Here is a 26,423-nt window from a genome sequence, read left to right as displayed (position 1 = left end):
GGCTCAGCCCTCCAGCACGGTGCGGATGGCGGCTTCGTTCACCTTGTCATGCTCGGCGATGACCACCAGACGGGTCGCACGCGGTGTGTCGCCCCAGGGGCGGTCATATTGTGCCCGTACCCGCGCGCCCACGGCCTGCACCAGCATCCGCATCGGCTTGCCCGCTACGGCGACATAGCCCTTCACGCGCAGGATGTCCTGTTCGCGGGCCAGCCGGATGATTGCGGCTTGCAGCGCCTCCGGGTCCGCCACCTCGCCCAGTTCGATCACCACCGTGTCGAAATCATCATGTTCATGGTCGTCATGGCCATCGTGATGGCTGGGCCGGGCGGCAAGGTCGTCTTCGGCTGCCGCATTCAGGCCCAGTACGACACGCGGGTCCACCACACCTTCCGAAACGGGCAGGATCGGCAGCTTGCGCGGCGCCTCGGCCTCGATCACCCCGCGCGCGGCGGCCAGACCGGCCTCGCCCGCGAGGTCGGCCTTGGTCAGCAACACCAGATCGGCGCAGGCGATCTGATCCTCGAACACCTCGGACAGCGGGGTTTCGTGGTCAAGACTGTCATCGGCGGCGCGCTGCGCCTCCACCGCTGCGACATCGGAGGCGAAACGCCCCGCCGCCACCGCCTCGGCATCGGCCAGCGCCACCACGCCATCCACCGTGATGCGCGAGCGGATCGCGGGCCAGTCGAAGGCTTTCAGCAGCGGTTTCGGCAGCGCGAGGCCCGAGGTTTCGATCAGGATATGATCGGGGCGCTGCGGCATCGCCATCAGCGCCTCGATCGTCGGAATGAAATCCTCGGCCACGGTGCAGCAGATGCAACCATTCGCGAGTTCCACGATATTCTCCACCGGGCAATTCGCATCGGCGCAGGATTTCAGGATCTCGCCATCCACCCCCACGGTGCCGAATTCATTGACCAGAACGGCCAGCCGCTTGCCCTGTGGGTTCTGCATCAGATGCCGGATCAGCGTCGTCTTGCCCGAACCCAGAAAGCCGGTGATCACAGTGACGGGGACTTTGGTCAGATCGGTCATTCGGCGGCTTCCTGTGTTGCGTCAGAGGGGAATGGGGGGATGCGGGCAAGGCATTGCTTGCGGAACACCTCGGGCCGCTCGCGCCAGGGCACAACGCCGTCAGCGGTTCCGGCATAGCGCGTGGCGCCGTCCAGAATGGCAGCGACATGGGTATCAGGGTCCAGCCGGCCATAGACATAGGTCCATTTGCCGGGGGCAGAGAGCGCGACCGCACAGCCGTTGGAACAGGCCGACAGGCATTCGACCCCGACGATGCGCACGCCTTCCGGCGCGCCTGCTTGCGCCAGCGCCTCGTGCAGCACGGCACCGGGGCGCGGTGCGGCGGGGTCCACCCCCTCGCGCCGGCAGGTCAGACAGACATGGAGCGTGGTCTGCGCCATCGGATCATCCCTTCCTTGGCAAAAGGGATGCAGGCGCGGAAGGGGTGACAGGCAGTCACCTCTGCCGGTCGCGGAACACCCCGTCCGCCCGTCAAAACAGATCGCTGGCAGGTCTCCCGGCTTGCGGAGTGGATTTCTCCCCGACCCCGACCTTCCCGGCTGTTTGCCAGTGGTATGGGGTCTCTCCGGTCACGGTCGCGGGGGCGGCTGCGCTTGGCCCTTGAGCCTGTCGCATTCCCTTTTCACCTGCCTCGCGGCAGGAACCAGCATGGCCCGCTTGTGCCACATCCCCCGGCGAAGTCAAGCGCGGCCCGCGCCGCTTCGGCGGGCAGGCGCGACATGGCGCGCGCCGCGCGCGGGCCGTCTCTTCGCGGCTTCCGGTGGACAAGGGCCACCGCTATGCTGCCCCGCGAACAGGAGGATACGATGCAAGATACCGCCCCGCAGACCGAAGTTCCGGCAGAGGATCTGGCCCGCCATGCCGCCAAGATGGCGAAGAAGAAAGCCGCCCGTGACAAGATCATGGCGACGAAAGAAGGCGAAAAGGGGCTGCTCATTGTCCATACCGGCGCGGGCAAGGGCAAAAGCTCTAGCGGGTTCGGCATGATCCTGCGCTGCATCGCCCATGGTATGCCCTGCGCCGTGGTGCAGTTCATCAAGGGCGCCTGGGACACGGGCGAGCGGCGCCTGATCGAAGAGAATTTCGCGGGTCTCTGCCAGTTTCACGCCATGGGCGAGGGCTTCACCTGGGAAACCCAGGACCGCGCCCGTGACATCGCCATGGCGCGCAAGGGCTGGGAGAAGGCGAAAGAGCTGATCCGCGACCCGGAGATCCGCTTCGTGCTGCTGGACGAAATCAATATCGCGCTGCGCTATGATTATCTGCCGCTGGACGAGGTTCTGGACTTCCTGCGCGACGAGAAGCCGCCGATGACCCATGTCTGCCTCACGGGCCGCAACGCCAGGGAAGAGCTGATCGAACTGGCCGATCTGGTGACCGAGATGGCGCTGGTGAAGCATCCGTTCCGCTCGGGGATCAAGGGCCAGAAGGGCGTCGAGTTCTGACCGGCCGGGGAGGGGGCGCTGCCCCCGTCGCTGCGCGACTCCCCCGGGATATTTAAGGCCAAGATGAAAGCAACGAGATGTTAACCGAATCGCGGCAGGTTGAAGGGGCGGAACAGGGAGGGATCCCGATGGCCGTCCAAGGTGAAAGCGCCGCGTCTCTGCCGTGGAAACGGCCCGGGATGCGGCGCCCAAATCGGGCTGGGGGCCATTTCATCTTGGCCTTAAATATCCCGGGGGTGAGGCCCGCAGGGCCGAGGGGGCAGCGCCCCCATCCTGTCCAGGGAGAGGCGCGATGACGGCGCTGATGATCCAGGGGGCGGGGTCGAATGTCGGCAAGTCGCTGCTGGTCGCGGGGCTTTGCCGGGCAGCGCGGCGACGCGGTTTGAAGGTGGCGCCCTTCAAGCCGCAGAATATGTCGAACAACGCCGCCGTTACATCTGACGGGGGCGAGATCGGGCGGGCGCAGGCGTTGCAGGCCCTGGCCTGCGGGCTGGAGCCGGTGGTGGACATGAACCCGGTGCTGCTGAAGCCGGAAAGCGAGACCGGCGCACAGGTGGTGGTGCAGGGACGGCGGCTGACCACGACGCGGGCGGCGGACTATCCGGCGCTGAAGCCACGTCTGATGGGGGCGGTGCAGGAAAGCTTTGCCCGGTTGCGGGCAGCGCATGATCTGGTGATCGTCGAGGGGGCGGGCAGCCCCGCCGAAGTCAACCTGCGCGCGGGCGATATCGCCAATATGGGTTTCGCGCGGGCGGCGGATGTGCCGGTGGTGTTGGCCGGGGACATCGACCGGGGTGGAGTGATCGCGCAGATGATCGGCACGCAGGCGGTGCTTGACCCGGAGGATGCTGCGATGATCGTGGGGTTCCTCATCAACAAGTTCCGGGGCGATGCGCGCCTGTTCGATGGCGGTTACCGGCTGATCGCGGATCGCACCGGCTGGCGTGGGTTCGGGGTGTTGCCGTGGTTTGGCGATGCCGCGCGGCTGCCCGCCGAGGATGCGCTGGACCTGCCACAGGCGCGCGGCGATGGCGCCCTGCATGTGGTCTGCCTCGCGCTGTCGCGGATCGCCAATTTCGATGATCTGGACCCGCTGGCGCAGGAGCCTGCCGTGCGGCTGACGCTGCTGCCCGCCGGGCGGCCCATTCCGGGCGACGCCGATCTGGTGATCCTTCCGGGCAGCAAATCGACGCGCGGCGATCTGGCCTTCCTGCGCGCGCAGGGGTGGGACATTGATCTTGCCGCCCATGTGCGGCGCGGCGGGCATGTGCTGGGCATTTGCGGCGGGTATCAGATGCTGGGCCATGTGGTGCGTGATCCCGAGGGGATCGAGGGACCGGCGGGCGAAACGCCGGGGTTGGGGCTGCTGGACATTGAGACGGTGATGACCCCGGACAAGCGGCTGACCCGCACCCGCGCCACCCATGCCGCCACCGGCCTCGATGTCGAGGGGTATGAAATCCATATCGGGCGCAGCAACGGCCCGGCCCGCGCCCGGCCTTTCGCCTTTGTCGAGGGCGCCCCCGAAGGCGCGGTTTCGGCTGATGGTCGTATCACCGGCAGCTATCTGCACGGGTTGTTCCGGGCCGATGTCTTCCGCGCGGCCTTCCTGCGGGGTCTCGGGGCCACATCGGTGCTGGGCTATGATGCCACAGTCGAGGCGACGCTGGACGCGCTCTCCGATCACATGGAGGCGTATCTGGACGTGCCGGGTCTGCTCGCGCTGGCGCGCTGACTTGCGCGCAAGGAGCGGTGCGGCTACCGATGGGCGGGAACAGGAGACCCGCATGACCGACCGCATCCCCGTCACCATCCTCACCGGCTTTCTGGGGGCCGGCAAGACCACGCTGCTGAACCGGCTGATGACCGAGCCGGGCTTTGGCGATACCGCAGTCATCGTCAATGAATTCGGCGCGGTGGATGTGGATGGCGGGCTGATGGAGGGCGTGGGCGACCGCGCCTTTGCCTCCTCCACCGGCTGTATTTGCTGCACGGTTTCCGGCGATGTGCGGCTGACGCTGCTGCGCCTCAAGGATGAGGCGGACAGCGGCAAGGGCCCCGCCTTCAGCCGCGTGGTGATCGAAACGACCGGCCTCGCCGATCCTGCGCCGGTCATGCAGACTTTCATGACCAATGACATCATGCTGGACAATTTCGTGCTGAACGGTGTGGTGACGGTGGTAGATGCCGCCAATGCGACCGAGGCGCTGGACCGATATGACGAGGCGCGGCGGCAGGTGGGCGTCGCCGATCTGCTGGTGATCTCGAAAACCGATCTGGCGGACCCGGCGCCGGTGGTTGAGCGTCTGACCGCGCTCGCCCCCAATGCCGGGGTGGTGACTGCCGCCGATCTGACTGCCGAACGGCTGTTTTCGATTGCCGCCTACGATGTGGCGGGCAAGCCGCCGGTGGTGGCGGAGTGGTTGCGGTTCGCAAGCACCGGCCACCATCATCACCAGCACAGTGCCAACCACCATGGCGGCAGCGTCACCGCCTTCTGCTTCATGGCCGATCAGCCGATCGAGGCGAGCGTGATGCAGATGGCCATCGGCGCGTTGCAATCGACCTATGGCCCTGATCTTCTGCGTCTCAAGGGGCTGGTGGAATTGCAGGAACTGCCGGGACGTCCCACGGTCTTCCATGCCGTGCAGCATATCCTCAGCCCGCCGCGCAGCCTGCCCGGATGGCCCGAGGGGATGGCGGGATCGCGGCTGGTGATCATTGCCGCCGGGCCGGGGCGCCACCAGTTGCCCGCGATGATGGCCAGCTTCCTGCCCGAGATGCGGCAGGTTGGCGAGGGTTGGTAGCCGATGTTCGCCCGCCACCGCCGCTTTGTCCTTGCCCTGATGCTTGGCGTGGCGCTGGGCGGTGCAGGCTGGCTCTGGGGACTGAGCGGCGCGCGCGCCGTGCTGCTGGCGGCTGACAGTGCCTTTCTGGTCTATCTCGGGCTTGTCGGCCTGTTTCTGCGCGGCATGTCGCCCGAGGATCTGCGCCGCCATTCCGAACTTTCGGACGAGGGCGTGCCGCTGATCGCGGCGCTGGCGCTGGGCTCGGTCGGGCTGAGCCTTGGCGCCATCGCGCTGGCGATGAATCACGGTGGCCCGGTGGAAGTGGCGCTGGCCGTCGCCTCGGTGCCACTGGGCTGGACGGTGCTGCATGTGCTGACGGCGTTCCATTATGCCGCGCTTTGGTATGACAAGGGCGCGAAGGGGCTGAGCTTTCCGGGCAATCAGACCCCCGGCCCCTGGGATTTCCTGTATTTCAGCTTCACCGTGGGCATGACCGCGCAGGTCTCCGACGTGATCGTCGAACGTGCCGCCCTGCGCCGCCTTGTGCTGGCGCATGGCGTGGTTTCGTTCTTCTACAACACCGTCATTCTGGCGCTGGCGGTGAATGTGGCGGTGGGGTGAGGTCCGACGTAAATAGCTTTATGATGCTATTATCCAGTCAATCTGGTTGGAGAGTGCATATGGATTAACGGCAGCGATCACTCCAACTGCAACAGGAGCGCCATAGTCAAGTATGATCACAGTAAAAACAGATGCGGTGAATGTTAAACGGGAATACAGGTTTTCCAGTCGACTTTTTCTAAATTCATAATTCTGATCAATTTCATCTGCCTCCCCGTCAGGTCCGTCTTCTGGTTTTCCTGGCGCGTCCCTTCCCCAGAATGCCCTGAGGTTAGCCATATCTATACTCCTAGACCGCACCAGACGCTTTTGTGCGAGTTCTTCTGCAGCTTGAATCATTGCGGTTAGCGACCGAACAATAAATACAAAAACGAATATTCCCGAAGAGATTTGACCAAAGGCTATGAGGCGCTCTTTTTCAACGATTACTCTAAGGCCAAGAATGGACATCTCGCCAGAGATTACCTGAATATTGGCAATAAAAAGCGTGAAAAGCGCCGCTGTTAGGAGTGATCTTCGAACTTTCTTTGGCTCGCTGTCATCGACATATTTTTCTAACAAGAGGCACCCCCCTCACACATCCAGTTCCTCCACAAACCGCGCGTTTTCCTGAATGTACTGGAAGCGCAGTTCCGGTTTCTTGCCCATCAGCCGTTCGACCAGATCGCCGGTTTCGCCCGGTTCGTCCTCGTCGATGCTGACGCGGATCAGGGTGCGGGATTTGGGGTCCATCGTGGTTTCCTTCAGGTCCTTGGCGTCCATCTCGCCAAGTCCCTTGAAGCGTTGCACGTCGATCTTGCCCTTGCCGCCAAGGCCCTTTTCCAGCCAGTGTTCTTTTTCGGCGTCATTGGCGACGTAGAGCCGTTTGGCGCCCTGCGTCAGCCGGTAAAGCGGCGGGCAGGCGAGGTAGAGGTGGCCCTTGTCGATCAGCGGGCGCATCTGGGTGAAGAAGAAGGTCATGAGCAGGCTGGCAATGTGGGCACCGTCCACATCGGCGTCGGTCATGATGATGATCTTGTCATAGCGCAGGTCATCGGTGCGGAACTTCGTGCCCATGCTGACACCCAGCGCCTCGCAGATGTCGCGGATCTCGGCATTGTCGGCCAGTTTGTTCGAGGCCGCGCCCAGCACGTTCAGCACCTTGCCGCGCAAGGGCAGCAGTGCCTGATATTCGCGGTCGCGGGCGCCCTTGGCGGAACCACCGGCCGAGTCGCCCTCGACGATGAACAGTTCCGTCCCCTCGCGGTTCTTGGCGGAGCAATCGGTCAGCTTGCCGGGCAGGCGCAGGCGTTTGGTCGCAGATTTGCGCTGCGTTTCCTTTTCCTGCCTGCGGCGCAGCCGTTCCTCGGCCCGCAGCACAAGGAAATCGAGGATCGCGCCCGCCGATTTGGTGTCATTCGCCAGCCAGGTGTCGAAATGGTCGCGCACCGCGCCCTCGACCCATTTTGCGGCCTCCTCGGTGGACAGGCGGTCCTTGGTCTGGCCCACGAATTGCGGCTCGCGGATGAAGCAGGACACCAGCGCGCAGCCTCCCGCGAGCAGGTCGTCGCGGGTGATCTGGTCGGCCTTGCGATTCTTCACCAGCTCGCCATAGGCGCGCACGCCCTTCAGGATCGCGGCCCAGAAGCCCGCCTCATGCGTGCCGCCCTCGGGGGTAGGCACGGTGTTGCAATAGCTGTGGATGAAGCCGTCGCGCGCGGGCGTCCAGTTGATCGCCCATTCGACAGAGCCGGGAACGCCGTATTTCTCGGTGAAGCTCACCTTACCGGCGAAGGGCTTTTCCGAATAGGTTTCAACCTTTTGCAGGCTTTCGCTCAGGTAATCCGCCAAGCCGCCGGGGAAGTGGAAGGTGGCCTCCTGCGGGGTTTCGCCGTCTTCGATGGCGGATTTCCAGCGGATTTCCACGCCCGAAAACAGATAGGCCTTGGACCGCACCATCTTGAACAGCCGCGCGGGTTTCAGCTTCAGCGAGCCGAAGATCTCGGGGTCCGGGTGGAAGGTCACGGTGGTGCCGCGCCGGTTGGGGGCGGCGCCCAGCTTTGCAATCGGCCCCTGCGGGACACCGCGCGAGAAGCGTTGTTCGTAAAGCTCTTTGTTGCGAGCCACCTGCACGATCAGGGAATCCGACAGCGCATTCACCACGGATGAGCCCACGCCGTTCAGGCCGCCCGAGGTCGAGTAAGCCTTGTTCGAGAATTTCCCGCCCGCGTGCAGTACGGTCAGGATGACCTCCAGCGCGGATTTTCCGGGGAATTTCGGATGCGGATCGACCGGCATGCCGCGCCCGTTGTCGCGGACGGTGACGGAATGATCCTCGTGCAGTTCGACCTCGATCCGGTTCGCATGGCCCGCCACCGCCTCGTCCATCGAATTGTCGAGGATCTCGGCGACAAGGTGATGCAGCGCGCGTTCATCGGTGCCGCCGATATACATGCCGGGCCGCTTGCGCACGGGCTCCAGCCCTTCCAGCACCTCGATGGAGGAGGCGTTATATTCTTCGGGCTGGGCGGCGAACATGTCGGTAGGCATGGGCTGCTCGATTCCTCTTTGCGGGCTTCTTTGGTGCGGGATTAGACCATTCGGGCGGGCGGGGCGCAAGCTGTTGCGTCCCGCCCGTGACGTCACCGCAGCTTGTAGGCCTCAGGCGGGTTCCGCCGACCGCGCCTGCCACATGGCCTGAAACGCCGGCCGGGCCTGACAGCGGGCCAGCCAGCTGGCCGTGGCGGGATGCGCCTCCATCAGCGGCTTGTGGCCCTGGGCATAGCGCAGGCATTCGGCCACCATCAGATCGGCGACCGTGAAGCGGTCCGACAGCCAGTCGCGGCCGGTCAGATGCGCCTCCAGCCGGGCAAGCCCGCGGGCCAGCTTTGCAGCCTCGGCCTCCACCACCTGCGGATCTTGCGATTGCAGGATCGCCAGGGAATGCGGTTCGATCGCGGTGGCGGCGAACAGCGCCCAGTTTTCGCTGGCCGACAGTTCGGCCTCGTCCTTCGGCGCCAGAGGGCCACCGGCGCGGCGGGCCAGATGCAGGCAGATCGCGAGGCTTTCCGTCAGCACCAGATCGCCGTCGACCAGCGCGGGGATCTGGCCGATGGGGTTCACCGCCAGAAAGCCGGGCGAGGCGGTGTTGACCGGCGCATCGGCGGCACCGGGATCGGGCAGGCGGTAGGCCTGAATCACCGGAACATGGGTGAAGGGCGTGCCTGTTTCGGCCAGAAGCCAGAGCGGGCGCGAGGCGCGGGAGCGATAGCAGCCGTAAAGCGTGATCAAGGCGATACCTCCTGAAGGGATATCCCTTCATCCGATGCGCGGGGCAGATTCGGCAACCGTCTTGCCGGAATCGCGGTTTGGGGGCAGGATATCGATAGGCGCCCGGATTTTACGGCGTCTCAAATCTTTTGCATCTGACGAGGTTTTTCATGACTGGCTTGATGACGGCCGCCATCGCGGCCCTTGCGGCATTGTTCTATCTGGCCGCAGCACTTTTCCTGAAAGGATGGGGGCAGATCCCGGTCTGGGTGACGCTGGCCGGGGTTGTGGTGACGCTGATCATCGCCTCGGCGCTGGAGATGGAGGCCCTGCGCCGCGCGCGCTTTGCCGAGGTCGTGCTGCTGATCATCTGCACCGAGGTGACGCTGGCGCTGATCCTGTCGCGATTCCTGTTCCGGGATGGCTTCTCTGCCGTGGAGTTGTGCGGGCTTGCCCTGATGCTGGCAGGGGTTGCGCTGCTGCTGACCGGGGGCGGGCACGGCCATTCCGAAGTGGTGAAAGCGGTGGAAAGAAGGGTGAGCTGATGGCCGGAATGTAAAGCGCGCTTGCTTCGTTCCTTGCGATGCGCAAGCTAGCGAACATGACCGAACGTCCTGTCAAACCGCCCACCGCGCAGTTTGCCGAGCGCGAGCAGAAGGCCGAGATTGTCGACCGCCTTTACGAGGTGGCGCTCGACCCGATCCGGCTTGAGGAACTGCTGGAGGTGTGGGAGGACCGCGCGGCCTCGTTGCGCAGCGGGCCGGTGGATCATGCCGTGGTGCTGGACGATCCCGAGATCGACGCCCATATCAACCGGGCGCGGGTATTTCTGGACCGTTACGAGGCCACGCGCGAGGAGGGCGGTTATCGCCTGCTGCTGGATGACATCCCGCGGTCTGCGGCGTTTGTCAGTGACGGCGGGCCGAAGATCACCGCCTGCAACCGGCCCGCGCAGCATGCCTTCGGCCTGTCCGACGGGGCGGCGCTGACGGCGCTGCCTTTCGACGCCGAGGATGTGGATACCCTGCGTGCGGTGATCCGCAAGGTGGCGCTGGGTCTGGGCGAACAGGTGGCGACACTGCGCATCCGGTCGGTCACCACCGGCAGCCCGGTCATTCTGCGGGTCAGCCGCATCGCAGCACCCGGACCGCATCCGCTGGCGCTGGTCATCTCGACGGAACTTTACTGGCCTGCCGAATTCAGCGCCACGGTGCAGGAGGCCTTCGGGCTGACGCTGGCCGAGGTGGAGATCGTGCGCGGTATCACGCTGGGCCTGCCGCTGAAAGATATCGCCGAACAGCGCGGCCGCTCCATCGAGACGGTGCGGACGCAGGCGCGCTCGATCCTTGCCAAGACCGAAACCCACAGCCAGTCGGAACTGGTGCGTGTGGTGCTGGGGCTGATGGATGTCTCTTTCATCCCCACCTCGGGGGTGCGCGAGGTGGCGGGGCCGGGGCTTCTGCGGGATGTGGAATTCCAGCATCTGCGCGGGCCTGCCGGGCGTCGGCTGGAATTCATCGAATTTGGTGCGCCGGGCGGCGTGCCTGTGCTGTTCATGCACCTTGATTATGGCCTGATCCGCTGGCCTGCCGATGCCGAGCGTCAGGCCGAACGGCGCGGTCTGCGCATCATCGTGCCGGTGCGGGCGGGCTATGGCGAAAGCGATCTGCACGGGCGCGGGACCGACCATGTTCAGGGCGTGGCCGAGGATTATGCGGCGGTGCTGGATCATCTGGGTATCGCGCAGGTGGCTGTCATCGCGCTGGGGGCGGATCTGCGCTTTGCGCTGGCACTGGCCGATCTGCGGCAGGGGATGGTCTCGGGCGTGATCGGCTGTGCTGCGCAACTGCCGCTGCGCACCGCCGCGCAGTATGAGCGCATGGACAAGTGGCAGCGCTTCATCCTTGCCAATGCACGCTATGCCCCGAAGGTTCTGCCGTTTCTGGTGCAGGCCGGGTTCAGCCTCGCGCGCAAGCTGGGCAAGGAAAAGTTCTTTGCCCAGGTCAATGGCGGATCCCCCGCCGATATGGAAACCTTCGCCGATCCGCAGGTGCGCGAGGCGATGCTGGCGGGCTCCGAGGTCTGTCTGGCGGCGCGCTTCTCTGCGCATGAGGCGTTCACGCGCGAATGCATCAGTTCCGAGCGCGACTGGTCGGCGCTGATCCGGCGCTGCAAGGTGCCGGTGCTGCTGCTTCAGGGAGATCAGGACCCGCAGACTCCGGTGCAGACGATTCGCGAATTGATGGACGATTACCCCCGGTTGCGCGTGGAGTTTCTGCCTGCAACCGGGCAGCTGCTTTTCTTCCGCGAATGGCGTCAGGTTCTGGATCGGCTCGCCGAATTCCTGCCACGTTAACGCCTTTTTACCGCAGATGGAGTATGCGGCGCCCAAGGCCGGGGGCTAGGGTGACGGCATGACGAAAGCCTTTGGCACTGCGGTCATTTTCATAAGGTAGACATTTTCCCCCACAGAGGGCGGCAGGTCTGGGGCTTGCCGCCCTTTCTGTTTCGGCCTGGCGGTTCGGGCCGTTATAATATCGTTGCAAAACTGTCACTTTCCCCGCTCTGCTGCGCCGGATTGACGCGGATCAATGTGCCCGCTTGTGCGGTCGGAAAAGGTGCCCCGAACGCATGTAACAAGGGAGCCCCGTATGGAAGACGCAGCCAAGATCGCCGACCCCGCCGTCGTGCCCGTCGCGCCGGTTGCCGCGCCCGCGGCCACCGATGGCCCGCCCGAACTGCCGCCCGCCGCCACCCCTGCCGTGGCCCATGGTCCGCGCCAGTTTCCCCGCGCCGATCAGGATGCGATCCGCGAGGCGTTTGAATCCGGCCGCTACCCTTATTCCCGGCTGATGGGGCGCGGGCCCTATGAAAAGGAGAAGGCGCTGTTGCAGGCCGAGCTGCTGAAGGTGCAGATCTGGGCGCAGGAGACCGGGCAGAAGTTCGTGGTGCTGATGGAGGGCCGCGATGCGGCGGGGAAGGGCGGCACGATCAAGCGGTTCATGGAACATCTGAACCCACGCTATGCCCGTGTCGTGGCCCTGACCAAGCCTTCGGACAAGGAAAAGGGCGAATGGTTCTTCCAGCGCTACATCCAGCATCTGCCGACCGCCGGGGAAATCGTGTTCTACGACCGCAGCTGGTATAATCGCGCCGGGGTCGAACGGGTGATGGGCTTCTGTAGCCCCTCGGAATATCTCGAATTCATGCGCCAGGTGCCGGAACTGGAGCGGATGCTGGTGCGCTCGGGGATCCGGCTTTACAAGTACTGGTTCTCGGTCACACGCGAGGAACAGCACCGCCGCTTTACCGCGCGCGAGACCGATCCGCTGAAGATGTGGAAACTGTCGCCCATCGACAAGGCGAGCCTCGACAAATGGGATGATTATACCGAGGCGAAAGAGGCGATGTTCTTCTACACCGATACCGCCGATGCGCCCTGGACCATCGTGAAGTCGAACGACAAGAAACGCGCGCGGCTGAACTGCATGCGCCATTTCCTGTCGACCATCGACTATCCGGGCAAGGATGCTTCGGTCATCGGCACGCCCGATCCGCTGATCGTGGGGCGGGCCAGTCAGGTGATTGGCGGGGCGGGGCATATCCTCGATACCGCGCTGCCGCCGGATTTCCGCAAGGCGTTTGATGCCGGCAAGACGCCCGCCACCGCGCGGGCGCAGGAAGCCGCCCAGGCCTGACCGCAGCGTGCCGCGCCTCTTGCCGGGGCGCGGCTTCGGCCTTACCCCGGTGGGGGCAGGATCGGAGGGCGCGCCATGTGGGATGAACGATATTCGGCAGAGGGCTATCTGTTCGGCACCGAACCGGCAGCCTTTCTGCCGCGCGAGGCCGGGGTCATGCCGCAGGGCGCAAGGGTTCTGTGCCTTGCCGATGGCGAGGGGCGCAATTCGGTCTGGCTGGCAGGGCGGGGCCATCGCGTGACGGCGATGGAGCAAAGCCCTGTCGCGCTCGAAAAGGCACGCGCGCTGGCCGAAGCGCGGGGAGTGACGGTCGATTTCCGCCAGTCGGGGATCGAGGACTGGGACTGGTCGCAGCCCTTTGATGTGGTGGTCGGCATCTTCATCCAGTTCGCCTCTCCGCCCCTGCGTGCCCGTATCCATCAGGGCATCGCACAGGCGGTGGTGCCGGGGGGCCTTGTGTTGCTGCACGGCTATGCGCCCCGTCAGGTCGGCTATGGCACCGGCGGACCGTCCGATCCCGCCAACATGTACCGGCTGGAGGATCTTCGCGCCGATTTCGCGGGCTGGGAGGTGCTGCGGGCCGGGGATTACGATGCCGAGATTTCCGAGGGGCGCGGCCATTCCGGCCGCTCTGCCCTTGTCGATTTCATCGCCCGTAAGCCGGAGCAGTCGGCATGAGGGCTGTCGCACTTGCCATTGCCATAAGCCTGCCGCTTCCGGCGCTGGCGCATCCGCATGTCTGGATCGACACCGGGGTCGAGGTTCTGTTTGATGCCGGGGGACGGGCCGAGGCGCTGCGCATCACCTGGGTCTATGACGATTTCTATTCCATGGTGCTGGTCGAGGAACGCGGGCTGGACGCCGATCATGACGGCAATGCCACGGAGGCCGAAACCGCCGCCCTTCAGGGGTTCGACATGAACTGGGATACCGGATTCAGTGGCGACACCTACCTTTTGTCGGGGGAAACCCCGGTGCCTCTGGGGCCGCCCGAAGACTGGACGGCGAAATTCGAGGGCGGGCGGCTGACCTCCACGCATCTGCGCCGGATCGACCCGGCCTTGCCGCTGGAACAACCGCTGCGGGTGCAGGCCTATGACCCGAGCTTTTATAACGCCTATACGATTGCCTTGCCGCCGACCTTTGCGCCCGCGCTGCCACAAGGCTGCAAGGCCGAAGTGCTGGCCCCAGATGCCACGGCGGCAAATGAGCAGCTTCTGGCGGCTCTGGCTGAATATGGCGCTGATCAGGATGTGGAGGCTGATTTCCCGGCGGTGGGCGCCAATTTCGCCGATGAGCTGGTGGTGACATGCGGCGCGGAGTGATCCTGTTCGCGGCCCTTCTGGCGCTGGGCCTTCTGGCGCTGTGGGCGGGCGGTGGCTTCACCGCGCTTCGGCTCTGGGCGCTGGCCGGCGCGCGTGAGGTGCAGCAGCAGATGGCGGGCGCGGTGCGCGACATCGCCACCGGGGCGCCCGGCGCGCTGGCGGGGTTGCTGGCGGTCTGTTTCGCCTATGGGTTCTTCCATGCGGCGGGGCCGGGGCATGGGAAAATGCTGATCGGCAGCTATGGCATGGCGCGGCGCGTCTCGCTGATCCGGCTGGCGGCACTGGCGCTGGTGTCGAGCCTTGCGCAGGCCACGGTCGCCGTCGTGCTGGTCTATGCGCTGATGGTGGGCCTTGGCTGGGCGCGGACGCAGATTGAAGGCGTGACCGAGACCGTTCTGGCGCCGGTCAGCCATGCGATGATCCTCGGCATCGGGCTGTGGCTCGTCTGGCGCGGCGTGGCACATTGGCGGGGGCAGGCGCATCCCCATCACGATCATCATCATTCCCACGGTCCCGATTGCGGCTGCGGCCATGCCCATGGCCCGACCCCGGAACAGGTGGCGCAGATTTCCGGCTGGCGCGATGCCGCCGCGCTGGTGGCGGGGATCGCCCTGCGTCCCTGTTCCGGCGCGCTGTTCCTGCTGGTGCTGAGCTGGCAGATGGGCATTGCCGCCGCCGGGGTGGCCGGGGTCTATGCCATGGGCATCGGCACGGCCACGGTGACGGTAGCTGTCGCCGCCTCGGCCTATTTCCTGCGCGAGGGCGCTTTCGAGGGGCTTTCAGGCGGCAGTCTGGCCCGTGCGGTGCCGATGATCGAGATCGCGGTGGGCCTTGTGGTCGCCATCGTCTCGGGCGGGTTGCTGATATCCGCACTCTGACTAAAATTGCGGCATCTTGCCGCGGCCTTGACCAGTTGGTAAAGCGGTGGCATGACCCGGCTCCTTTCCCCCATAACGCATCTGCGTGCCCTGCTGGCGCTTGGCCTGCCGCTGGTCGGCAGCCACCTGGCGCAGATGCTGCTCCATGTGGTCGATACTGTCATCGTCGGCTGGTATGGCGTGGCCGAACTGGCGGCGGTGGTCATCGGCGGGTCATGCTTCTTCGTCGTCTTCGTTCTGGGTGCAGGCTTTGCACAGGCCGTCATGCCGATGGTGGCGCAGGCGTTGGGCCGCGGCGACGAGACCGAGGTGCGCCGGGCTACCCGCATGGGGCTCTGGCTGTCCATCGGTTGCGGCCTCATCGCCTATCCGCTGTTCTGGTGGGCCGAGCCGATCCTGCTGGCCGCCGGGCAAAAGCCCGAGGTGGCGGCGCTGGCGCGGGATTTCCTGCGCATCGCCGGGCTTGGTCTTGCCCCCGCACTGCTGGTGATGACGCTGAAAAGCTACCTTGCCGCACTGGAGCGCACTCAGGTCGTGCTCTGGCTGACGCTGGGCGCGGTCTTCGTGAACGGGGCGCTGTGCTACGCACTGGTCTTCGGCCATTGGGGCGCGCCCGAGCTGGGCGTGCGCGGCGCCGGTCTTGCCTCGGCGCTGGTGCAGCTTCTGACCAGTGCCGCGCTGGCGGTTTACGCGGGCTGGCTGCCCGAACTGCGGCGCTTTCACCTGTTCCAGCGCTTCTGGCGACCGGACTGGCACGCCATGGGTCTGGTGTTCCGCCTTGGCTGGCCCATCGGGCTGACCGGGCTGGCCGAAAGCGGGCTGTTTCAGGCAACGGCGCTGATGATGGGCTGGATCGGCACCGTGCAACTGGCGGCGCATGGCATCGCCATGCAGGTGACGGCGCTGGGGTTCATGCTGCATCTGGGCCTGTCGAATGCGGCCACCGTGCGCACCGGCCGCTTCGCCGGGGCGGGCGACTGGGGCAACCTGCGGCGTGGTGCGCTGGTGGCCATCGCCATTTCCGCCACTGTCGGGCTGGCACAGGTGGCGCTGTATCTCAGCTACCCCGAACCCATCGTCGGCTTGTTCATCGACCACGCCAACCCCGAGGCGGCCGAGATCATCGCCTTCGGCAGCCTGCTGCTGGCCTTCGCGGCGGCGTTCCAGCTTGCCGATGCGGCACAGGTTCTGGCGCTGGGATTTCTGCGCGGTGTGCATGATACCCGCGTGCCGATGTGGATCGCCAGCTTCGCCTATTGGGCAGTGGGGATCCCGACCTCGTGGTTCCTCGCCTTCCGGGCGGGGCTGGGAGGCACCGGCCTGTGGCTCGGGCTGGTCATCGGCCTGTTGATCGCCTCCGCCCTGCTGATGTGGCGCTTCTGGATCCGCGTGCCCCGTCCGGTGTGAATGCGATTGTGTTGCATTTCAGAACTGAGCGGCTCACCAGCGTCACCTGCACTGTTGGTTTGCAGGCTCCGGGCGAGGGAGAAAATTGAGACCCAGAGTGTGCGGTCACTTCAGTTGTTGAAGAAATGCTTCGGCAGCAGCCAATTCCTGCCTCGATAGATCCTTGCTAATCTGTGCTGTGGAGAAAATTGCGTTTGGGTGCGCGCGGAAGACATCGGTGGCGGGCGCCCATCGTCCCCACCTATGAATGACAAGAAATCGCTCTCCTCTGTTGACTAAGGGTAATACTGATTGGATGAGCCAGTTTCGGTGAAACTTTGCTGAAGGGAGAATTCTAGTTAGCTCTTTAACTCTTTTTGCATCGCCATTGACGGAGCGATACGCCACACCGTTGACGAGCGCAGCCGCGCCGGACATGAGAAAACGTGTATAATTCCGGGAACGATAGTATGGTGCGACTGTCCTGGCGGACAAATCAAGTCGCTGAGGGAATGCCAAAGCTTCACGAAATTCCTCATGTGCCAGTGCATCGGGAAATTCAGTAGGCGTTGTTCGCATGTCGAACCCGCCATTATTATCAAGTATGATTATTGGCGCGTTCAGAATATCGCCAATGTATGCTGGCGGAGGAAAATCGAGATTGAAGCCGTGCTCGCCGAACCTACCAAAGGTCGTGGCATCATCCGGATGCACCGATCCCTTCAGCTTCCGCCAATAATCGACAATAGCCTGCAACATGTTCAAATGATGCAGGGCAAAGCATATCAGGTCAACGACCACTTTGCCCGCCATACGCGCAGTTCCGCAATAGCCAGTCCTATCGCCTTCAGGCTCACTCCTCGGCCGCTTCCTCGCCTGCGGCTTTCAGCAGGCGTTCGGCCTTCTTGCGCACCAGAACCGACCGCAGGTCGTGCATGGCCAGCAGCAGGGCGTCGGTTACTTCGTCCAGTTGTGCGTCACTGGCTTTCGATTGCACCCATTGCGTCGTGATGTTCATGTAGTCCACGGCGCGGTGGATGTCGTCGATGTCGCGGCGTGCGAGCAGGGCGCTGCGCTCTGCCATCCAGTCGCGGATCACCTGCATCTCGGCATCCGAAAGCTTGCGGTCGCCATGCGGCTTCACATTGCCGTTCTTGATGTTGATGGTGGCGATTTCATCCATGTCGATGCGGCGCTGCCGGTTCTCGGTATCGACCTTGAACACCACGGCGCCGTTATCGCGGATGCGGAAATAATAGTCCGGCAGGTCGCCCGCCATGTCAGCCCCCATTTCCCATGCAGCGCAGCAGCGAGCCATCCGCATCCACCAGCGCGAACATGCGCGGCGCTTCGCCGGGCTGGAAGAAGCCGGTCAGCCGCGGGATGGCGCGATGATCACCGGGCAGACCTGCCGCCTGCCATTCGGTGTGCAGCGCGTCCAAGTCATCGACCCGGATGCAGGCGGAAAACCAGCTTTCGCCGGGGACCAGATCGGGATGCGGAAAGAACTCCAGTTCCAGCGCGCCGCGTTTGAGGATCATCCAGCCCTCGTCCCGCCACTGACGGGTGAACCCCAGCCGCGCATAGAAGGCTTCGGTCGCACCAAAGTCGCGGCTGGGCAGGTTGGCGGTGATCCGGTCGGCCATGCGGTTCCTTACTTCAGCCCTTCGCAGAAGGTCTTGATCCGGGTGCAGGCCTCGCGCAAAGCCTCGTCCGAGGTAGCGTAGCTGACGCGGAAGTTCGGCGAAAGCCCGAAGGCCGCGCCAAAGACCACGGCGACGCCGGTTTCTTCCAGCAGGGCAGTTGCGAAAGCCTCGTCATCCACGATATGCGCGCCGCCCGCGCTGGTCTTTCCGATGCAGCCCGCGATGTCGGGATAGACATAGAAGGCACCCTCGGGCTTCGGGCAGGTGATGCCGGGGCAGGTGTTCAGCATCGAGACCACCAGATCGCGGCGGCGCTGGAACAGCACCTTGTTATCCGTCAAGAACTCCTGCGGCCCGGTCAGCCCCTCCAGCGCGGCATACTGGCTGACCGAACAGGGGTTCGAGGTCGATTGCGACTGCACCTTGGCCATGGCCTTGATGAGATCCACCGGGCCACCGGCATAGCCGATGCGCCAGCCGGTCATCGCATAGGCCTTGGAGACGCCGTTGCAGGTCAGCGTGCGGTCATAAAGGCCGGGTTCGATCTGTGCCGGGGTGACGAAGGTGAAATCGTCGAACACCAGATGTTCATACATGTCATCCGACATGATCCAGACCTGCGGATGGCGCATCAGCACATCGGTCAGCGCTTTCAGCTCGTCATGGCTGTAGCCCGCCCCGGTGGGGTTGGAGGGCGAGTTGAAGATGAACCATTTGGTTTTCGGCGTGATCGCCGCCTCAAGCTGGGCGGCAGTGATCTTGAAATCATTCTCCAGCGTCGCCACCACCGGAACCGGCGTGCCGCCCGCCAGCAGCACCATGTCGGGGTAGCTGACCCAGTAGGGCGCGGGGATGATGACCTCGTCGCCCGGATTGCAGGTGGCAATCAGCGCATTGTAGAGGATCTGCTTGCCGCCGGTGCCCACGGTGATCTGGTTCGGCGCGTATTTCAGGCCGTTCTCCCGTTCGAACTTGGCGCAGATGGCCTTCTTCAGCTCAGGGATGCCATCGACGGCGGTGTATTTCGTCTTGCCCTCGTCGATGGCGCGCTTGGCCGCGTCCTTGATGTTCTGCGGCGTGTCGAAATCCGGCTCGCCCGCGCCAAGGCCAATCACATCGCGGCCCGCCGCCTTCAGTTCCGCCGCCTTGGTGGTGACCGCGATGGTGGGCGAGGGTTTCACGCGGGCAAGGGTGTCGGACAGGAAGGCCATGACAGGAATCCGGGCTGAAGGGTTGGATTTGTTGCCGCTTTCTCTTAGGGTGCGCCCCCCGGTCTATCAAGCGCTATCAGAAGAAGGAGAGGCAAGATGACGGAAACCGATACCCAGGGCTGGTTCAGCGAGGAAACCGCGACCTTCGGCGACCGCGTGACGGGCGCGCGCGAGGGCGCGGGCATGACGCAGGACGAGCTTGCCAAACGGCTTGGTGTGAAGCTGAAAACCGTGCAGGCATGGGAAAACGACATGCTGGAGCCGCGCGCCAACCGGCTTCAGATGATGGCGGGGATGCTGAATGTCTCGCTGGTCTGGCTGCTGACGGGTGAGGGCGAGGGGCCGGACGGTCCGGCGCCGGAGCGCAGCGCCGCAACCGAAACGCGCCGCGCGCTGGCCGAACTGGCCCGCATCCGTGCGCAGGCCCTTGCCCTTGCGCGCGATCTCGGCCAGATGGAGCGCAGGATGAAAGCCCTGATGGAAGTGAGCGCCTGATGAGCGAAACGGCCGAAGCCCGTCTGAAGCGGATGCAGATGCGCAGCTGGCGCCGCGGCACCAAGGAAATGGACCTGGTGCTTGGCCCCTATGCCGAGGTGCATCTGGCGGCGATGGATGCCGCTACGCTGGATCTTTACGACGCGCTTCTGGCCGAGAATGATCAGGATCTGCTGCCCTGGGTTCTGGGGCAGCAACCCGCGCCGGAGCGTTTTGCCGCGCTGATCGGCCATATAGGTGATTACGCCCGCCGCAGGCTGCAACCGGGCCGCTGAGCCACGCCGGGAAAACGCCTAAAATTGCGCCGGTTATCCGCGGCAATTTACGCGATCTTTCCTTTTTCTGCCGAATCTCCACCCAGATCAGACAGGTGGAGACAGGGATGACGGTTCATCAACAGGTGCTGGACGGCTCGCATCGGGCCTTCATGCTGGGCTATCTGGAAAACCTTGCGCTGATCGAACGGCTGCACCGCCTGCTGCTGGATGTGGTGAAGGATGAATTCGAACGGCTGGGCATTCTGGAAATCAACCCTGTGCAGGCCTTGCTGCTGTTCAACATCGGCGACAACGAGGTGACGGCGGGTGAGTTGAAATCGCGCGGCTATTATCAGGGGTCGAACGTCAGCTACAATCTGAAGAAGCTGGTGGAACTGGGGTACATGCACCACCAGAGGTCGGAAATCGACCGCCGCTCGGTGCGGGTGCGACTGACCGAAAAGGGGCGGCGTGTGCGTGGCCAATTGCATGACCTGTTCTCGCGCCATGCCGAGGGTCTGGAAAAACGCGGTGTGCTCAGCCCCGCGATGGTCGAGGATGCGAACCAGTCGCTGAAGCGGATGGAACGCTACTGGACCGATCAGATCCGCTATATCTACTGACGCCAGATCCAGGCATGGCTGGCCAGCATCCCCTGTGCCTTGGCGATGAGGCGGTTCAGCGGCCCCGGATGCGGGATTGTGCCCTGTGCCAGCCGGTCCACCGCGACCTCGGGCGGGCAGGGGCGGCGGGTCAGCGGGTCGTGATAGCGTGGATAGGCGATCAGCGCGGCATGGGCGATCTGGTCCAGCGACGGGCGGGGCAGCGGGTGGCCATCGGGCGCACGGCGTCGGCGTTCGGGCACCGGACCAAGGTCACGGGTCAGGCCCCAGCCTGCATAAAACGGCGCACCGAGGCAGGTGACAGGTTTGTCGCGCAGCAGCGCCTCGAAGCCCAGAAGCGAGGTCATCGTCCAGACCTCGGCACAGGCCTCGATCAGCGCCACCGGATCGGCGCGATCGGCAATCACATCGGCCAGACCCTCGGCACGCAGCAGATCGGGCGGCACCGCACCGGGGCGCAGGCCCGCCTCGACATCCGGGTGGGGTTTGTAGACAATCACCGCGCCGGGATGCGCCGCGCGCACGGCCCGAAGAAGCGCCAGATTGGTGCAGACCTCGCCCGCGCCAAGGCAGATCGAGGCATCATCCTCCACCTGTCCGGGCACGAGGATGCGATGGCCCTCGGGCAGGTCGGGCAGCGCGCCGCCAAGGTTGTATTTCGTCACGCGAAGGCCGATCAGCCGCGTTCGCAGTGCCTCGGCCCGGCGCAGCCCGCCGGGCGGCGGGGTCGTTGCGATCAGCCGCTCCAGCCTGCTGGGCCGCGTCGGGTCATAATAGATGCCCAGATCATCGGTCACGAGGCTCAGCGGTGGCACCAGTTCCGCACCCAGCCCGCGCGAGCGCAGAAATCCATCCTCCACCCGTCGCATCACAGGCGCGGCCAGCCCCTCGGGTTCTTTCCCGGCCCAGATCAGCAGGCCCGCGCCGCGCCGCCGTGCCAGATCGGCAGCCTTCGCGGGCGGGTCACGAAAGCTCAGCCGCCCGTGCCCGCCGAAGAAGCCGCGCAGCGGCCCGCGTTTCCACAGCCGCATGCCGGTTGCTATATGCCCGGCCTGATCCTCGCGGAAGGCGCGCACCTCGGCCTCCAGCTGGTCCACCGCCTCCTCGAACCGGCACAGCCGGTCCCGGCAGGGATCATACCAGAGCGGGGCAAGGATCATCGCGCCCGCGAACATCTGTGCGGGCGTCAGGCGGCGACCCCGCCCTGGCACAGGCTGTTCATCCCGTGTCAGCCCCCAACCCGCATAGAAGGGCTGGCCGAAGACGCGCGGCCGGTGCCCGGCCCAGATCGCCTCCATCCCCAGTTGCGACGACACGGTATAGACCGCGATGGCCCCATCCAGCAGGTCATGGGGCGAGGCCGGATCGGCGCAAATCTGCACACGATCCGACAGCGCCTCGGGGCCATAATGGCCGGGGCGCAGCCCCGCCAGGGTCTCGGGATGGGTCTTGATCAGGATGCGCGCGCCGGGGTTTTCATCCAGCGCGGCGGCCAGCATGTCCTGGAATGTCTGCGCCGTGGCGCCACCCCAGCGGACCGAGGCATCGCCCAGCGTCTGATCGACGACCAGCACATAACCCGGCGCGGGGGGCGGCACGGCGGGATCGTGCAGGTTGTATTTGGACAGATGCAAGGCCCGCAGCCGCCCGATCCCGTCGCGCGCGCGCTGCAACAGCGCGGCATCGTCCAGCGGGTTGCGGGCGAGGATCGTTTCCAGCCGCGAGGGCGTGCTGGCATCGAAATGCACGCCTATCCCGTCGATCATCAGCCCCAGCGGCGGATCACCCGCGCGTCCCGGCCGCAAGGAGCGCAGGAAGGGATCTTCCAGCCGCACCAGTGGCACGCCGCGCCGCGCGGCCACCGCCTCGCCCCGCGCGGCATAAGGCGACCGGCCCCAGACCACCACGCCATCCGCGGGGCCAGGCAGGCCCAGCCGCAACTCGTGCCCGGCCAGCGCAAGGATGCGGCGCAGCCGGGGCTGGCGCAGAAAGCCCGCGTTGTAAAAGAACAGCCGCCGGGGAAGCCCCTCGGCGGCCGGTGTTTCTGCGGTTTGCAGCGGCATCAGTTTCCGGATGTGCTGCTGTTGGCGAGGCTGCTGGCCGCATTGGCGGTGCCGGTGATCGCATTGATCGTTTTCGACCATTGCGTGAACGGCGCCTCGGTGACGTAAAGCGTGTCGCCATCGCGGATCAGGAAATCACGCGCCTCGAACATGCCGGTGGGCTGCGTCAGATCCAGCACATAGACCATGCGCTGATCACCGCGCAGATCCTTGCGGCCCAGCACCTGATTGGCAATCTCGGCCGGTTCGTTGCGGAAGACGAATACCCCGGTGGGATCGGCCAGGGTGGTGGCAAGGCCGCCCACGGTAGCGATGGCCTCGATCGCCGAAAGCGTCTGGGTTTCAAACGGCACAAGGCTTTGCGCCCCGGTTGCGCCAAGGGCGGTGAAGGCACGCTGGTCGCGTTCCACCACGATCTTGTCGCCGCCGCGCAGCGCGATATCCAGTGCCGGGTTCTCGTTCAGATCCTGAAGCCAGACCTTGCCGGTCTGGGTGCCGCGCGTCACGCGGACCACGGCGACCGCCGGTTCGATGGCCACGCCGCCTGCCTTGGCGATCATCGCGGAAAGCGTGCGGGTGGGGCGTTCGATGGGGAAGACGCCCTGACCGCCGACCGCGCCGGAGACCGAGACCGTCTGGCCGTCGCCTGCCAGCCGCTGAACGGTGACCTGCGGATCGGGGGTCTGGCTGTCCAGCTTGCGGGTGATCGCCTGACGCAGCCCGTCGGGCGTCTGGCCGCCCGCCTTGATCTTGCCGGCATAGGGCACGAAGATATAGCCCTGACCGTCGACCTGAACCTGATCAAGCACCGAAACCCGCTGGCCGGTATTGCCCAGCAGCGGGTCATCCTTGACGTTTTCAAAGATCGTCAGCGTCAGCACATCGCCCGCATTGATCGTATCGGAACCAACGGTCCCGGCCTTGCGGAACGCATCGCTGAACCCGTAAGCGGGCATGACGGAAGTGGCACGGGTCACGCGGCTGTTCACGGTCACGACGAAGGCATCACCCTTCTTCATCACGGAACCCGCAAAAATCTCGCGTTTGTTGGGACCGGAACGGGGGAGCCCGCATCCACTGACCATCCCTACAACCGCAGCAAGGCCAACAAGCGTGGCCCTCCGGGTGGTATTCACTTTCACTGCTCGGGCTCCTTTATGGATTATGCCTCAAGTTTTTTCCTGCAACCCTAGCCAAGGGGTTGAAAAAACGCCAGCCTCTCGTGCCGTGCGGCGAAAATACGTCAGTTGACAAGCCGTAACTGTTGCCGAGGTGCCGCGTTTCCCGAGGTCAGCGCATCATAGGGGTCTTCCGGCGACAGCATCATGTCGACCACCTGACGCAGCAGGACACGCCGCCCGCGAGCGGAATAGAAGCCGCCGGGCACCTGGCTGGTTTCCAGCAGGTAACGCCGGTAGTCGCGATAGGCGCGGCTGTCGGGGCGGATGGGCTGGCGGAAGAAATCGCTGAGGCTCTGGGTCGAAACGAATTCCGGCTTGGCATAGACCGCAGCGCCGAAGGTCTTGAGTGGCAGGCCACGCCAAAGCGCCTGCTGCGCGGCGGTGGAGTTCACCGTGACCGCGCTGCGGGCGTGGTTCAGCAACAGCGCCAGCTTGCCGCCGCGCACGAAATGCACGCGATCCTGCACGCCATGTTCCCGCGCCAGATCACGGATGGCACGGGCGACGGGCACACGGCCATCTTCCAGCGGATGTGCCTTGAACACCAGATGATGATGCGGCGGCGCGCCACGGGCGAAACCCTCGATCACCACTTGCAGGAATTCGGTCATGGTGCGGAAGGGCGAGTGCATCTGGAAGCTGGAGTCATGTTCCAGCTGCAAAAGCACCAGATGATAGGGAAATCCGCCATGCCGGATGCGCAGCGTCGCCAGCCTGCGCTCTGCGGCATGCAGCGGCAAGAGCGCCAGACGCTTGCAGTAAAGCCAGAACTCCTGCCGCACGGTCAGCGCCCGGTGCGGGCGGTAGCCGCGATATTGCCAGACGCCCGTCATCACGAACCAGTGGTAAAGCGCGCCGTAGAACATGTGCTGGCGCATGTCGCCCCAGTGTGCCGGGGCATCGGGCAGGTCGGTGTCTGATTGTGCCAGCGCGGCCTGCATCTGGTGCAGGCTCAGGTCCATCAGCCGCGAGTTGCCGTTGGACCCGCCGCGTTCATAGGTCACCCAATGCGGGCGCAGATAGCCTTCCTCGAACACATGCACGGTCAGGCCGCGTGCACGCGCAAGCTTCACTGCCTCGGCATGGATGGACCGGGTATCGCCGTAAAGCACGATATCGGTGATCGCATGATCGTCCAGCAGGGTGCCAAAGGTCGCAGGCCAGTCGGCAGCAGGGCCGCGATAGGGGATGAAGCTGTCACGGTCGGGCCAGAACGCCTGGTCGCCCCGGTTGAAGCCCACGCGCCAGACCTGTGCACCAGCGGCGCGCAGCATCCGTCCCAGCCGGTGAAACCAGGGCCCGTGTGGTCCCTGAAGAAAGAGGAACCGCCGCCCCTCGCCGGTCAGGGCAGGGGCTGCGCCCTCGCTTCCCGTGATCCGTCTGCCTGTCACCATGTCCACTCGTCCGTTTTTCCTGCCTTAGCACGGCAGGGCCAAGGATGAAGGGGAAATCCCGCAAATTCTTGACCATTCTGCCAAAAAGCGCGGCGGTTTTGTGACGATCAGGTGGCCACCCTTGCGCGCTTGCCGCCAGAGGGCTAGGCATCGGGAAACGGCAAGGAGAGACGCGATGTTCACAGGGATCGTCACCGATATCGGCAAGGTGCTGGAGCTGGAGCAGAAGGGCGACCTGCGCGCAAGGATCGGTACGTCCTATGACGTGGCCGGGATCGACCTTGGCGCCTCGATCGCCTGCAACGGGGTCTGCCTGACCGTGATCGCACTGGGGCGCACGCCGCAGAACTGGTTTGACGTGCAGATCAGCGCCGAAAGCGTCAGCAAGACCAATATCGGGGACTGGGCTGAAGGAACGCGGCTGAACCTTGAACGCGCGCTGAAGGTGGGGGACGAGTTGGGCGGGCATATCGTCTCGGGCCATGTCGATGGCGTGGCCGAGGTGGTGGCGATCCGCCCCGAGGGCGACAGCCTGCGCGTGACCTTCCGCGCGCCGGAGACGCTGGCGAAGTTCATCGCGCCGAAAGGGTCTGTCGCGCTGAACGGCACGTCGCTGACGGTGAACGAGGTCGAGGGCTGCGATTTCGGCATCAACTTCATTCCGCATACCCAGGCGGTGACGACCTGGAACGAGGTGGCGGTGGGCCAGAAGATCAACCTCGAGGTCGATACCATGGCCCGCTATGTGGCGCGGCTGCGCGAATGGGCGTGACGCCGGATCGTCCGTTACCCGGCATCGGCCATAATGGCGGGCCCGAGACCAATGGCCTGTCGTGGCGGCGCCATTGCTGGCGTTCGGCGCGCGCGGCGCTGGTGCCGCATCTGCCCATCGAGATCGTGCGCGGCCGGGTGCGCCGTGCCAAAGAACTGGGTCTGGATTACAAGACCTATGCCAGCGTGCGTGCCGCGACCGGGCATGACGTTGTGGCCTTCCTGTTTTCCTCCAACGCGCTGCGGGTGCCGGGGGCAGATGCGGGGCTGGGCAGGATCGGGCAGGCGGGGCGTATCGGCCTTGCGGTGGCGCCACTGACGCCTGCCGCGCTGTCTGCCGCGCAGCCGCTGCT

The 26,423-nt window shown here is 64.9% G+C and carries 27 protein-coding genes, 1 pseudogene and 1 riboswitch; of the genes and pseudogenes, 16 read left to right on the top strand and 12 right to left on the bottom strand.

Features of this window, described 5'->3' with window-relative positions:
* Nucleotides 1–3 precede the first annotated feature (3 nt).
* Both cobW and AO684_RS01415 read right to left on the bottom strand, forming a co-directional pair.
* A complete protein-coding gene (cobW, locus tag AO684_RS01420; protein ID WP_054300965.1) occupies nucleotides 4–1,038 on the bottom strand; it encodes a cobalamin biosynthesis protein CobW in 1,035 nt (344 codons plus the stop codon).
* On the bottom strand, nucleotides 1,035–1,418 hold the full coding sequence (locus tag AO684_RS01415) for a DUF1636 domain-containing protein (protein ID WP_054300964.1): 384 nt from the start codon (nucleotides 1,416–1,418) through the stop codon (nucleotides 1,035–1,037). Before AO684_RS01415 ends, cobW begins: the two co-directional genes overlap by 4 nt.
* 88 nt (nucleotides 1,419–1,506) lie before the next feature.
* Nucleotides 1,507–1,701: riboswitch (cobalamin riboswitch) on the bottom strand.
* A gap of 143 nt (nucleotides 1,702–1,844) precedes the next feature.
* Here AO684_RS01415 and cobO point away from each other — a divergent pair.
* The 4 genes from cobO (at nucleotide 1,845) to AO684_RS01395 (ending at nucleotide 5,893) form a co-directional block, all read left to right on the top strand.
* Nucleotides 1,845–2,483 (top strand): cob(I)yrinic acid a,c-diamide adenosyltransferase, encoded by a 639-nt coding sequence (cobO, locus tag AO684_RS01410; RefSeq protein ID WP_054300995.1) that lies wholly within the window; start codon nucleotides 1,845–1,847, stop codon nucleotides 2,481–2,483.
* 292 nt (nucleotides 2,484–2,775) lie between these two features.
* Nucleotides 2,776–4,218, top strand: a complete 1,443-nt coding sequence (locus AO684_RS01405) for a cobyric acid synthase (protein ID WP_054300963.1) — start codon at nucleotides 2,776–2,778, stop codon at nucleotides 4,216–4,218.
* 52 nt (nucleotides 4,219–4,270) lie between these two features.
* Complete coding sequence (locus tag AO684_RS01400) at nucleotides 4,271–5,290, top strand: GTP-binding protein (protein ID WP_054300962.1); 1,020 nt, start codon at nucleotides 4,271–4,273, stop codon at nucleotides 5,288–5,290.
* A 3-nt stretch (nucleotides 5,291–5,293) separates the two neighbouring features.
* Nucleotides 5,294–5,893 carry a DUF1345 domain-containing protein gene (locus AO684_RS01395; protein ID WP_054300961.1) on the top strand — a complete coding sequence of 200 codons (600 nt, stop codon included), beginning with the start codon at nucleotides 5,294–5,296 and terminating at the stop codon, nucleotides 5,891–5,893.
* An 18-nt stretch (nucleotides 5,894–5,911) separates the two neighbouring features.
* Here AO684_RS01395 and AO684_RS21475 read toward each other — a convergent pair whose 3' ends face one another.
* The 3 genes from AO684_RS21475 to AO684_RS01385 all read right to left on the bottom strand — a co-directional run bounded on the left by AO684_RS21475 (nucleotide 5,912) and on the right by AO684_RS01385 (nucleotide 9,163).
* The gene (locus AO684_RS21475) at nucleotides 5,912–6,454 is read right to left on the bottom strand and encodes a hypothetical protein (protein ID WP_152968315.1); all 543 of its coding nucleotides are present in this window, start codon (nucleotides 6,452–6,454) and stop codon (nucleotides 5,912–5,914) included.
* A 12-nt stretch (nucleotides 6,455–6,466) separates the two neighbouring features.
* Nucleotides 6,467–8,422 carry a DNA topoisomerase IV subunit B gene (gene parE / locus AO684_RS01390; protein ID WP_054300960.1) on the bottom strand — a complete coding sequence of 652 codons (1,956 nt, stop codon included), beginning with the start codon at nucleotides 8,420–8,422 and terminating at the stop codon, nucleotides 6,467–6,469.
* A gap of 111 nt (nucleotides 8,423–8,533) precedes the next feature.
* Nucleotides 8,534–9,163 carry a glutathione S-transferase family protein gene (locus AO684_RS01385; protein ID WP_054300959.1) on the bottom strand — a complete coding sequence of 210 codons (630 nt, stop codon included), beginning with the start codon at nucleotides 9,161–9,163 and terminating at the stop codon, nucleotides 8,534–8,536.
* 149 nt (nucleotides 9,164–9,312) lie between these two features.
* Here AO684_RS01385 and AO684_RS01380 point away from each other — a divergent pair, with 149 nt between their 5' ends.
* From AO684_RS01380 to AO684_RS01350, 7 genes are all read left to right on the top strand, one after another.
* The gene (locus AO684_RS01380) at nucleotides 9,313–9,687 is read left to right on the top strand and encodes a hypothetical protein (RefSeq protein ID WP_152968314.1); all 375 of its coding nucleotides are present in this window, start codon (nucleotides 9,313–9,315) and stop codon (nucleotides 9,685–9,687) included.
* A 56-nt stretch (nucleotides 9,688–9,743) separates the two neighbouring features.
* Nucleotides 9,744–11,498: a LuxR C-terminal-related transcriptional regulator gene (locus tag AO684_RS01375; RefSeq protein ID WP_054300957.1), complete on the top strand. Its 1,755-nt coding sequence runs from the start codon at nucleotides 9,744–9,746 to the stop codon at nucleotides 11,496–11,498.
* Between the two features lie 295 nt (nucleotides 11,499–11,793).
* Nucleotides 11,794–12,840: a polyphosphate kinase 2 gene (gene ppk2 / locus AO684_RS01370; protein ID WP_369814574.1), complete on the top strand. Its 1,047-nt coding sequence runs from the start codon at nucleotides 11,794–11,796 to the stop codon at nucleotides 12,838–12,840.
* 75 nt (nucleotides 12,841–12,915) lie between these two features.
* A complete protein-coding gene (locus tag AO684_RS01365) occupies nucleotides 12,916–13,518 on the top strand; it encodes a cyclopropane-fatty-acyl-phospholipid synthase family protein (protein ID WP_054300956.1) in 603 nt (200 codons plus the stop codon).
* Nucleotides 13,515–14,165, top strand: coding sequence for a DUF1007 family protein (locus AO684_RS01360; protein ID WP_054300955.1), 651 nt, complete (start codon nucleotides 13,515–13,517; stop codon nucleotides 14,163–14,165). Before AO684_RS01365 ends, AO684_RS01360 begins: the two co-directional genes overlap by 4 nt.
* Nucleotides 14,150–15,043, top strand: a complete 894-nt coding sequence (locus AO684_RS01355; protein WP_054300954.1) for a nickel/cobalt transporter — start codon at nucleotides 14,150–14,152, stop codon at nucleotides 15,041–15,043. Before AO684_RS01360 ends, AO684_RS01355 begins: the two co-directional genes overlap by 16 nt.
* Before the next feature lie 51 nt (nucleotides 15,044–15,094).
* The gene (locus AO684_RS01350) at nucleotides 15,095–16,450 is read left to right on the top strand and encodes an MATE family efflux transporter (RefSeq protein ID WP_054300953.1); all 1,356 of its coding nucleotides are present in this window, start codon (nucleotides 15,095–15,097) and stop codon (nucleotides 16,448–16,450) included.
* A 105-nt stretch (nucleotides 16,451–16,555) separates the two neighbouring features.
* Here AO684_RS01350 and AO684_RS21470 read toward each other — a convergent pair whose 3' ends face one another.
* The 4 genes from AO684_RS21470 to AO684_RS01335 are packed head-to-tail and all read right to left on the bottom strand — an operon-like array spanning nucleotide 16,556 to nucleotide 19,286.
* Nucleotides 16,556–17,242: a hypothetical protein gene (locus AO684_RS21470; protein ID WP_145693674.1), complete on the bottom strand. Its 687-nt coding sequence runs from the start codon at nucleotides 17,240–17,242 to the stop codon at nucleotides 16,556–16,558.
* A gap of 40 nt (nucleotides 17,243–17,282) precedes the next feature.
* On the bottom strand, nucleotides 17,283–17,708 hold the full coding sequence (locus tag AO684_RS01345) for a hypothetical protein (RefSeq protein WP_054300952.1): 426 nt from the start codon (nucleotides 17,706–17,708) through the stop codon (nucleotides 17,283–17,285).
* Nucleotide 17,709: 1 nt separating this feature from the next.
* On the bottom strand, nucleotides 17,710–18,075 hold the full coding sequence (locus AO684_RS01340; protein WP_054300951.1) for a bleomycin resistance protein: 366 nt from the start codon (nucleotides 18,073–18,075) through the stop codon (nucleotides 17,710–17,712).
* A gap of 8 nt (nucleotides 18,076–18,083) precedes the next feature.
* Complete coding sequence (locus tag AO684_RS01335; RefSeq protein WP_054300950.1) at nucleotides 18,084–19,286, bottom strand: pyridoxal phosphate-dependent aminotransferase; 1,203 nt, start codon at nucleotides 19,284–19,286, stop codon at nucleotides 18,084–18,086.
* Nucleotides 19,287–19,382: 96 nt separating this feature from the next.
* Between AO684_RS01335 and AO684_RS01330 the strand changes: the two genes are divergently transcribed.
* The 3 genes from AO684_RS01330 to AO684_RS01320 all read left to right on the top strand — a co-directional run bounded on the left by AO684_RS01330 (nucleotide 19,383) and on the right by AO684_RS01320 (nucleotide 20,661).
* Nucleotides 19,383–19,781, top strand: coding sequence for a helix-turn-helix transcriptional regulator (locus AO684_RS01330; RefSeq protein WP_054300949.1), 399 nt, complete (start codon nucleotides 19,383–19,385; stop codon nucleotides 19,779–19,781).
* Nucleotides 19,781–20,056, top strand: a complete 276-nt coding sequence (locus AO684_RS01325) for a succinate dehydrogenase assembly factor 2 (protein ID WP_054300948.1) — start codon at nucleotides 19,781–19,783, stop codon at nucleotides 20,054–20,056. The genes AO684_RS01330 and AO684_RS01325 overlap by 1 nt, the downstream gene beginning before the upstream one ends.
* Before the next feature lie 107 nt (nucleotides 20,057–20,163).
* On the top strand, nucleotides 20,164–20,661 hold the full coding sequence (locus AO684_RS01320; protein ID WP_054300947.1) for a MarR family winged helix-turn-helix transcriptional regulator: 498 nt from the start codon (nucleotides 20,164–20,166) through the stop codon (nucleotides 20,659–20,661).
* On the opposite strand, the gene AO684_RS01315 is transcribed toward AO684_RS01320, so the two are convergent.
* The 3 genes from AO684_RS01315 to AO684_RS01305 all read right to left on the bottom strand — a co-directional run bounded on the left by AO684_RS01315 (nucleotide 20,655) and on the right by AO684_RS01305 (nucleotide 25,299).
* Nucleotides 20,655–22,724 carry a capsular polysaccharide biosynthesis protein gene (locus AO684_RS01315; RefSeq protein ID WP_054300946.1) on the bottom strand — a complete coding sequence of 690 codons (2,070 nt, stop codon included), beginning with the start codon at nucleotides 22,722–22,724 and terminating at the stop codon, nucleotides 20,655–20,657. The genes AO684_RS01320 and AO684_RS01315 overlap by 7 nt on opposite strands.
* A complete protein-coding gene (locus tag AO684_RS01310) occupies nucleotides 22,724–23,866 on the bottom strand; it encodes a polysaccharide biosynthesis/export family protein (RefSeq protein ID WP_369814573.1) in 1,143 nt (380 codons plus the stop codon). Before AO684_RS01310 ends, AO684_RS01315 begins: the two co-directional genes overlap by 1 nt.
* 101 nt (nucleotides 23,867–23,967) lie before the next feature.
* Nucleotides 23,968–25,299: a capsule biosynthesis protein gene (locus tag AO684_RS01305; RefSeq protein ID WP_054300944.1), complete on the bottom strand. Its 1,332-nt coding sequence runs from the start codon at nucleotides 25,297–25,299 to the stop codon at nucleotides 23,968–23,970.
* Nucleotides 25,300–25,474: 175 nt separating this feature from the next.
* Here AO684_RS01305 and AO684_RS01300 point away from each other — a divergent pair, with 175 nt between their 5' ends.
* Together AO684_RS01300 and AO684_RS01295 are read left to right on the top strand one after the other, a co-directional pair.
* Complete coding sequence (locus tag AO684_RS01300) at nucleotides 25,475–26,071, top strand: riboflavin synthase (protein WP_054300943.1); 597 nt, start codon at nucleotides 25,475–25,477, stop codon at nucleotides 26,069–26,071.
* Nucleotides 26,062–26,423, top strand: a pseudogene (locus AO684_RS01295) (hypothetical protein); the annotation flags it as partial. The gene AO684_RS01300 and the pseudogene AO684_RS01295, both read left to right, overlap by 10 nt.

It is taken from the genome of Gemmobacter sp. LW-1 (assembly GCF_001303875.1).
GTDB lineage: Bacteria > Pseudomonadota > Alphaproteobacteria > Rhodobacterales > Rhodobacteraceae > Gemmobacter > Gemmobacter caeni.
The sequence above is the reverse complement of the archived record's forward strand: the minus strand, read 5'-3'. Positions and strand labels throughout refer to the sequence as shown.